General features: G+C 66.8%; 6 protein-coding genes. 5 read left to right on the top strand and 1 reads right to left on the bottom strand.

All coding sequences use genetic code 11. The features are described from left to right. Window positions 1-2,611: indolepyruvate ferredoxin oxidoreductase family protein (locus tag AC3IFE_RS05080; RefSeq protein WP_489189788.1), on the top strand; the 2,611-nt coding region annotated here is incomplete at its 5' end. A 148-nt stretch (window positions 2,612-2,759) separates the two neighbouring features. On the opposite strand, the gene AC3IFE_RS05085 is transcribed toward AC3IFE_RS05080, so the two are convergent. Further along, a complete protein-coding gene (locus AC3IFE_RS05085; RefSeq protein ID WP_089466427.1) occupies window positions 2,760-5,030 on the bottom strand; it encodes an NADP-dependent malic enzyme in 2,271 nt (756 codons plus the stop codon). Between the two features lie 457 nt (window positions 5,031-5,487). On the opposite strand from AC3IFE_RS05085, the gene AC3IFE_RS05090 reads away from it, so the two are divergent. From AC3IFE_RS05090 to argC, 4 genes are all read left to right on the top strand, one after another. After that, complete coding sequence (locus AC3IFE_RS05090; RefSeq protein ID WP_011546659.1) at window positions 5,488-6,174, top strand: orotate phosphoribosyltransferase; 687 nt, start codon at window positions 5,488-5,490, stop codon at window positions 6,172-6,174. 238 nt (window positions 6,175-6,412) lie between these two features. Further along, window positions 6,413-7,009: a YbhB/YbcL family Raf kinase inhibitor-like protein gene (locus AC3IFE_RS05095; protein WP_489189789.1), complete on the top strand. Its 597-nt coding sequence runs from the start codon at window positions 6,413-6,415 to the stop codon at window positions 7,007-7,009. A 198-nt stretch (window positions 7,010-7,207) separates the two neighbouring features. Beyond that, window positions 7,208-7,780, top strand: coding sequence for a flavodoxin family protein (locus AC3IFE_RS05100; RefSeq protein WP_011546661.1), 573 nt, complete (start codon window positions 7,208-7,210; stop codon window positions 7,778-7,780). 178 nt (window positions 7,781-7,958) lie between these two features. After that, the gene (argC, locus tag AC3IFE_RS05105) at window positions 7,959-8,909 is read left to right on the top strand and encodes an N-acetyl-gamma-glutamyl-phosphate reductase (protein ID WP_089466425.1); all 951 of its coding nucleotides are present in this window, start codon (window positions 7,959-7,961) and stop codon (window positions 8,907-8,909) included. Window positions 8,910-9,381 lie beyond the last annotated feature (472 nt).

The raw sequence follows: 9,381 nt of genomic DNA on the forward strand, positions 1-9,381 counted from the left end.
GGTCGGCTGCGTGTGGCCGCTCGAAGCGCAGGGCGCGCAGGCGTTCGCGCGCGGCCTCGACGAAATCCTGGTCGTCGAGGAAAAGCGCCAGATCCTCGAATACGCGATCAAGGAAGAGCTGTACAACTGGCCCGACGCGCAACGCCCGCGCGTGTTCGGCAAGTTCGACGAGAAGGACGGTGCCGGCGGCGAATGGTCGGTGCCGATGGGCAACTGGCTGCTGCCCGCGCACTACGAGCTGTCGCCCGCGATCATCGCGAAGGCGATCGCGACGCGGCTGGAGAAGTTCGAATTGCCGTCCGACGTGCGCGCGCGCATCGCCGCGCGGCTCGCGGTGATCAACGCGAAGGAAATGGCGCTCGCGAAACCGCACGTGCAGACCGAGCGCAAGCCGTGGTTCTGCTCGGGCTGCCCGCACAACACGTCGACCAACGTGCCGGAAGGCTCGCGCGCGATCGCCGGGATCGGCTGCCACTACATGACCGTGTGGATGGACCGCAGCACGAGCACCTTCAGCCAGATGGGCGGCGAAGGCGTGCCGTGGATCGGCCAGGCGCCGTTCACCGACGAAAAGCACGTGTTCGCGAACCTCGGCGACGGCACCTATTTCCACTCGGGCCTGCTCGCGGTGCGCGCGGCGATCTCGTCGAAGGCGAACATCACCTACAAGATCCTCTACAACGACGCGGTCGCGATGACGGGCGGCCAGCCGGTCGACGGCGTGCTGACGGTGCCGCAGATCACGCACCAGCTCGCGTCCGAAGGCGCGAAGAAGATCGTGATCGTCACCGACGAGCCGGAGAAGTACGACAGCCAGAAGGCGCTGCTCGCGCCGGGCGTGACGGTCCATCACCGCGACCAGCTCGACGACGTGCAGCGCGAGCTGCGCGAGATCGAAGGCACGACGATCCTGATCTACGACCAGACCTGCGCGACCGAGAAGCGCCGCCGCCGCAAACGCGGCACGTATCCGGACCCGGCCAAGCGCGTCGTGATCAACGAGGCGGTATGCGAAGGCTGCGGCGACTGTTCGGTGCAGTCGAACTGCCTGTCGGTCGAGCCGCTGGAAACCGAATTCGGCACGAAGCGCCAGATCAACCAGTCGAGCTGTAACAAGGACTTTTCGTGCGTGAAGGGCTTCTGCCCGAGCTTCGTCACGGTCGAGGGCGGCCAGTTGAAGAAGCCGAAGGCGGTAGCGGTCGACGGCGGTGCGCTGCCGCCGATTCCGGAACCGACGCTGCCGGCGATCGACCGCGCGTACGGCGTGCTCGTCACCGGCGTGGGCGGCACGGGCGTCGTGACGATCGGTGCGCTGCTCGGGATGGCCGCGCACCTGGAGAACAAGGGCGTGACCGTGCTCGACGTCACCGGCCTCGCGCAGAAAGGCGGCGCGGTGATGAGCCACGTGCAGATCTCGCACGCGCCGACCGATATTCACGCCACGCGAATCGCGATGGGCGAAGCCGATCTCGTGATCGGTTGCGACGCGATCGTCACGGCCGGCGACGAGTGCACGTCGCGGATGCGGCACGACACGACGCGCGTGGTCATCAACAGCGCGCAGACGCCGACCGCCGAGTTCATCAAGAACCCGAACTGGGCGTTCCCGGGCCTGTCCGCCGAGAACGACATCCGCGCGGCGGCAGGTGAATCGGTCGACTTCATCGACGCGAACCGCTTCGCGGTCGCACTGCTCGGCGACGCGATCTACACGAACCCGTTCGTGCTCGGCTACGCGTGGCAGAAGGGCTGGCTGCCGCTGACGCTCGCGTCGCTCGAACGCGCGATCGAGCTGAACGCGGTGTCGGTCGACAAGAACCGCGCGGCGTTCGACTGGGGCCGCCGCGCCGCGTACGACCTGGCCAGCGTGAAGCAGGCCGCGGCCGGCGACGCCCGGCCCGCGCAAGGCGCCACGGTGATCGCGCTGCACACGAAGAAGGCGGTCGACGCGCTGATCGCGAAACGCGTGGAATTCCTGACCGCGTACCAGAACGCCACGTACGCGTCGCGTTATGCGGCCTTCGTCGACAAGGTGCGCGCCGCCGAGCGCGCGCTGGCGGACGGCGACGCGGTGCAGGAGCCGCTGACCGAAGCGGTCGCGCGCAACCTGTTCAAGCTGATGGCGTACAAGGACGAATACGAGGTCGCGCGGCTGCAGTCCGACCCCGCGTTCGTCGCGCGCCTGACCGCGCAGTTCGAAGGCGACTGGAAGCTGAAATTCCACCTCGCGCCGCCGCTGTTCGCGAAGACGGACGCCCACGGCCATCTCGTGAAGAAGGCGTACGGCCCGTGGATGATGTCGGCGTTCCGGCTGCTCGCCAAGGCGAAGTTCCTGCGCGGCACGGGGCTCGACCCGTTCGGCCGCACCGAGGAGCGTCGCACCGAGCGCGCGCTGATCGGCGAGTACGAAGCGCTGATCGGCGAGGTGCTGGCCCGGCTGAACGCGGCCAACCGGCCGCTCGCGCTCGAGCTCGCGGCGCTGCCGGACGGCATTCGCGGCTACGGCCACGTGAAGGAGAACAACCTGCGCGCGGTGCGGCAGAAGTGGGACACGCTGCTCGCGAAGTGGCGTTCGCCGGCAGGCGGCCAGTCGCATCAGCAGGTCGCGTAACGGCGGGCGCCGCGGGCGTTCGCGGTCCGGACGCCCGCCCCGCGCGCCCGTCGCCCCTTGCGGTTCACAAAAAAAACGCCACGGAACGCAGGTCCCGTGGCGTTTTTCATTGCGCCGCGCATGACGCGCGGCACACGCAAGCGTGGACTTACTTCGTGTTCACGTTCGCGGCGGCAACGGCCGTCATGTTGATGATCCGGCGCACGGTCGCGGCCGGCGTCAGGATGTGGACCGGCTTGGCCGCGCCGAGCAGGAACGGGCCGACCGTCACGCCTTCGCCGCCGACCATCTTCAGCAGGTTGTACGCGATGTTCGCCGCTTCGACGTTCGGCATGATCAGCAGGTTCGCTTCGCCCGACAGCGTGGTGCCCGGGAACGCCTGCTTGCGGATCAGTTCCGACAGCGCCGCGTCGCCGTGCATTTCGCCGTCGACTTCGAGGTTCGGCGCACGTTCGACGATGAGCTTGCGGGCCTCGGCCATCCGGCGCGACGACGCCGACGGCGCGCTGCCGAAGTTCGAGTTCGACAGCAGCGCGGCCTTCGGCGCGATGCCGAAGCGTTCGATCTCGGCCGCGGCCTGGATCGTCATGTCGGCGAGCTGCTCGGCGCTCGGCAGCTCGTTTACGTACGTGTCGCACACGAACAGGTTGCGGCCCGGCAGCATCAGCAGGTTCATCGCGGCGAAATGCTCGGCGCCCTTCGCGCGGCCCAGCACCTGCTCGATGAACTTCAGGTGGCTGTGGAACGTGTCGATCATCCCGCAGATCATCCCGTCCGCATCGCCCAGGTGCACGAGCATCGCGCCGATCAGCGTGTTGAACTTGCGCATCGCGGCCTTCGCGACTTCCGGCGTCACGCCGTCGCGCGCGCCGATCTCCTGATACGCCTGCCAGTAGCGGTGGTAGCGCGCATCGTCTTCCGGATCGACTATTTCGAAATCGGTGCCGGCCTTCAGCTTCGAGCCGATCTTCGCGAGGCGCATGTCGACGACCGACGGGCGGCCGATGATGATCGGCTTCGCGATCTTTTCCAGCAGCACGAACTGCGCGGCGCGCAGCACGCGCTCGTCCTCGCCCTCGGCGAACACGATGCGGGCTTCCTTCTGCTTCGCGGTCGCGAACACCGGACGCATCACCATGCCGGTGCGGTAGACGGTCGCGCCGAGCTGCTCGCGGTACGCGTCCATGTCCTGGATCGGGCGCGTGGCGACGCCCGAATCCATCGCGGCTTGAGCGACGGCCGGCGCGATCTTGATGATCAGGCGCGGGTCGAACGGCTTCGGAATCAGGTAGTCCGGCCCGAACTCGAGCGAATGGCCTTCATACGCCTTCGCGACTTCCTCGCTCTGGTCGGTTTCCTGGGCCAGCTCGGCGATCGCGCGCACGCATGCGAGCTTCATTTCTTCCGTGATCGTCGTCGCGCCGACGTCGAGCGCGCCGCGGAAGATGAACGGGAAGCACAGCACGTTGTTGACCTGGTTCGGGTAGTCCGAACGGCCGGTCGCGACGATCGCGTCCGGGCGCACGGCCTTCGCGTCTTCCGGGCGGATTTCCGGTTCCGGGTTCGCGAGCGCCAGGATCAGCGGCTGGTCGCCCATCGTCTTGACCATGTCCTGCTTCAGCACGCCCGCGCTCGAGCAGCCGAGGAACACGTCCGCGCCGACGATCGCGTCGGCGAGCGTGCGCGCGTCGGTGTTCGCCGCGTAGCGCTGCTTCGACGGATCGAGGTTGCCGCGCCCTTCGTAGATCACGCCCTTCGAATCGGCGACGAGGATGTTCGTCTTCGTGAGGCCGAGGTTCACCAGCAGGTCCAGACACGCGATCGCGGCCGCGCCGGCGCCCGAACACACGAGCTTCACGTCGGCGAGTTGCTTGCCGACGACCTTCAGGCCGTTCAGGATCGCGGCCGACGCGATAATCGCGGTGCCGTGCTGGTCGTCGTGGAAGACGGGGATCTTCATGCGCTCGCGCAGCTTCTGCTCGATGTAGAAGCATTCCGGCGCCTTGATGTCCTCGAGGTTGATGCCGCCGAGCGTCGGCTCGAGCATCGCGATCGCCTCGACGAGCTTGTCGGGGTCGGACTCCGACAGTTCGATGTCGAACACGTCGATGCCCGCGAATTTCTTGAAGAGGCAGCCCTTGCCTTCCATCACCGGCTTCGCGGCGAGCGGGCCGATGTTGCCGAGGCCGAGCACGGCCGTGCCGTTCGTGATGACGCCGACGAGGTTGCCGCGCGACGTGTACTTCTGCGCGTCGAGCGGATCGGCGTGGATCGCCTCGCACGCGGCGGCGACGCCCGGCGAATACGCGAGCGACAGATCGAGCTGGTTCGACAGCGGCTTGGTCGGGGTGACCGAAATCTTGCCGGGTTTCGGGTTCAGGTGATAAGCGAGAGCGGCCTGCTTCAGTTGTTCGTCCATGATTGACCTGCGAGAGACATGCGAAATATTGACGACTCAGTACACAGCACCTTCGGCCGCGTCTGCTTGAATCGAGGGGATGGTCGACTGCGAGACGGCCCGCGACGCGCCGGATCGGCACGCCATCGAACCTTGGCGGGTGGCAAGAGGAAAGTACAAAGTACTGAACGATTTCTTAGGGTCGCCTAGTGTACACCCCCTAAATGACCTCCGTTGGTGCACCGCCGCATCCCCGGCATCCGCATCGGGACGGTCGCGCCCCGTTTGTTTCGCCGGTGATGAGCGGCGCGGCGGCACGCGCGAATTCCGCCGAAAACTGGGCTGAATCGGGTAAAATAGCGGGCTACGCGCGCAGCGATGCGATTGGCCTGCCGATCGCGCCCCGGCCCCCCGGCGGGTTCTCTTGCTGCGCCACCGGGCCCGCGCCCGCTCCTCGCTCATCACCCAAGGAATGCCCATGACAGGCTACGATCGTCAGTCGATCTCGGATACGACCGCCAAAATCCTGCTCGAAGTGCAGGCGGTGCACTTCAATGCCGAAAAACCGTTCATCTTCACGTCCGGCTGGGCAAGCCCCGTCTATATCGACTGCCGCAAGCTGATCTCGTATCCGCGCGTGCGCCGTGCGCTGATGGAAATGGCGGAAACGACGATCACGCGCGACATCGGCTTCGAACAGATCGACGCGGTGGCGGGCGGCGAGACGGCCGGCATCCCGTTCGCGGCATGGATCGCGGACCGGATGATGGTGCCGATGCAGTACGTGCGCAAAAAGCCGAAGGGTTTCGGCCGCAATGCGCAGATCGAAGGCCATCTGGAAGAAGGCTCGCGCGTGTTGCTGGTGGAAGACCTGACGACCGACAGCCGCAGCAAGATCAACTTCGTCAACGCGCTGCGCACCGCGGGCGCGACGGTGAACCACTGCTTCGTGCTGTTCCACTACGACATCTTCAAGGAAAGCGTGTCGGTCCTGAAGGACATCGACGTCGACCTGCACGCGCTCGCCACGTGGTGGGACGTGCTGCGCGTCGCGAAGGCGTCGGGCTACTTCGAGACGAAGACGCTCGACGAAGTCGAGAAATTCCTGCACGCACCGGCCGAATGGTCGGCCGCGCACGGCGGCGCGACGGCCCCGAAGGAATGACGCCACGCCGGCATGCGTGCCGGCGCGCTGGCTGGAGAGCCGCCTGCTTCATCGCAGGCGGCTTTTTTTCGTCCGTCGGCCGGCGCCCTGACCGATCGCAATCGCGGGCGCCCGCGTGCGTCGCTCATCGAACCCTAATGCTAGACTTGATCCATCGCCGCCGCGAGCGCGCGGGCAACACACCACGCCAACAATGCCGGGCGCCGCGGCCCGGCCCACGTGACGGGAGAAGCGCCATATGCGTGTGGATCGCCGGATCACTCCGCCTGCGCCATCGGGTCGCCCGTCTCCGTTGCTCCTCCCCGCCCTCCTGTGCGCCGCCTTTTTCGCGGCGCTGCCCGCGCATGCGGAAGGCCCGTTCACCGTGACGAGCGACGACCTGACGCCCGGCGCCCGCGTGCGGGCCGCGAACGTGTTCGATCGCGGCGACTGCAAGGGCGCGAACCGCTCGCCGCAACTCGCATGGCGCAACCCGCCGCCCGGCACCCGCGGCTACGCGGTCACGATCTTCGATCCCGACGCGCCCGGGCACGGCTGGTGGCACTGGGCCGTCGCGGGCATTCCGGCGACCGTCACGAGCCTGCCGGCCGACGCGAGCGCCTCCGGCTTCCTGCGCCGCATCGGCGCGAGCGAGGCGCGCAACGATTTCGGGATCGACGGTTACGGCGGCCCGTGCCCGCCGCCCGGCAAGCCGCACCGCTACGTGATCACCGTCTACGCGCTGAAAGGCACCGACCTGCGCATCTCGCAGGGCCGCCCCGCGCCGATGTTCGAGCACGAGATCGGCACGCTCGCGATCGGCACCGCGCAGCTCACGGTCACTTACGGCCAGTAGTCGCGCCGCCGCAATTGCCGGCCGCCGCGCCTTTCCAGGCGCCGCGCGCGCACGTCGTCTCGTCATTTCGGCTTGCTAGACTCGTCGTCACCGGTCGCGGCATCCCCTGCCGCGCGACCGTCGCGCCGCCCGCCGGCGACGCGTGACGCGGCGAGCCGTGGCGGTCCGCCGTTCCCGTCCCTTTCCGGAGAACGCTTCATGTCGAACATCGTCATCGTCTATCACAGCGGCTACGGTCACACGCAGAAACTGGCCGAAGCCGTGCACGCCGGCGCGCAGGACGCCGGCGCGAACGTGCGCCTGATCGCCGTCGGCGACCTCGACGACGCAGGCTGGGCCGCGCTCGACGCGGCGGACGCGATCGTCTTCGGCGCGCCGACCTACATGGGCGGCCCGTCCGCGCAGTTCAAGCAATTCGCCGACGCCACGTCGAAAGCGTGGTTCACGCAGAAATGGAAGGACAAGATCGCCGCGGGCTTCACGAACTCCGCGACGATGAACGGCGACAAGTTCTCGACGATTCAATATTTCGTCACGCTGGCGATGCAGCATGGGATGGTGTGGGTCGGCACGAGCCTGATGCCGGCGAACTCGAAGGCGGCCACGCGCAACGACATCAACTACCTCGGCGGCTCGACGGGCCTGCTCGCGCAGTCGCCGGCCGATGCGACGCCCGACGAGGGGCCGCTGCCGGGCGACCTCGAGACCGGCAAGGCATTCGGCCGGCGTGTCGCCGAAGCGACCGCCCGCTGGGACGCCGGCGCCCGCTGAACGCGCCCCTCCTGCGGCCCGCGCGCGTACCGGCGGGCGTCGAAGGGACGCAAAGACGGACACGAAGACGGCCCGCGGGCCGTCTTTTTTCGCCCCGCGCGGTGCAGTGCCGCCGGATGACGTCTTAAAATGGCGGTTTCAGGGCGCCGCGGCTCCCGTTTCATTCAGAGAGAGCGAAATGAGCACCAAAGTTTTTGTCGACGGCCAGGAAGGCACGACCGGCCTCAAGATCTTCGAATACCTGTCGGCACGCAGCGACATCGAGATCCTGCGCATCGAGGAAGCGAAGCGCAAGGACGTCGACGAGCGCCGCCGCCTGATCAACGCGTCGGACGTCACGTTCCTGTGCCTGCCGGACGTCGCGTCGCGCGAATCGGCCTCGCTCGTCGAGAACCCGAACACCACGCTGATCGACGCGAGCACCGCGTTCCGCACCAGCGCCGACTGGGCCTACGGCCTGCCCGAGCTGACCCGCGCGCAGCGCGAGAAGATTCGTACGTCGAAGCGCATCGCGGTGCCCGGCTGCCACGCGTCGGCGTTCGTGCTCGCGATGCGCCCGCTCGTCGATGCGGGCATCGTCGCGCCGACGTTCGCCGCGCACAGCTACTCGATCACCGGCTACAGCGGCGGCGGCAAGTCGATGATCGCCGAGTACGAAAGCGCCGCGCCGGGCGGCAAGCTCGCGAGCCCGCGCCCGTACGCGCTCGGCCTCGCGCACAAGCATCTGCCGGAAATGGCCGCGCACACGGGCCTCGCGCACGCGCCGATCTTCACGCCGATCGTCGGCCCGTTCCTGAAGGGCCTCGCGGTGACGACCTACTTCACGCCCGAGCAGCTCGCGAAGCGCGCGACGCCGCAGGACGTGCAGCGCGTGTTCGCCGAATACTACGCGGACGAAGCGTTCGTGCGCGTCGCCCCGTTCGATGCGGACGCGAACCTCGACGGCGGCTTCTTCGACGTGCAGGCGAACAACGACACGAACCGTGTCGACCTGTTCGTGTTCGGCAACGCGGAGCGCTTCGTCACGGTCGCGCGCCTCGACAACCTCGGCAAGGGCGCGTCGGGCGCCGCAATCCAGTGCATGAACCTCAACATCGGCGCGGCCGAGGACGCGGGCCTCAAACGCTGATTCAACATCGCATGCCATGCAAAGCCGGCCATTGGCCGGCTTTTTACTTACCCGTGTCAGGCAATATATAAACCACTACACCGCGCATTTACAAATATTTACAAGCTTTCGATTGCGCGATTACAAGTGGATTAATCCAGCCCCTTCCTTATCCAGTCAATCCCGAATAGGGATAAACCGGATACCGTCTGTTTAAACGCTGCCGTTATACGCGAGAAGGCGCCGCGAGAGCGTGCCGGGCGTCGCGCGTTCCCCACTGCGGCAGCTTTCAGCGGCCCGTCTCGCGTTTAAATTCTTACCAATAGCCTTATTGGGCAAGCATTCAATTAGACGATCCCGTTTCAATCGCCTTTTTTAGACGGGTTCATCAATTGACAGCAAAAACACAGGCAGCGACATTAGCTCGCACAATTAAACGATTGGAGACAGCGGCATGTCGCACACCTTATCGAAGGGGGTGGCAACGGCCTTT

The sequence above is a fragment of the Burkholderia sp. APQ4-4ca genome, from assembly GCF_057837105.1.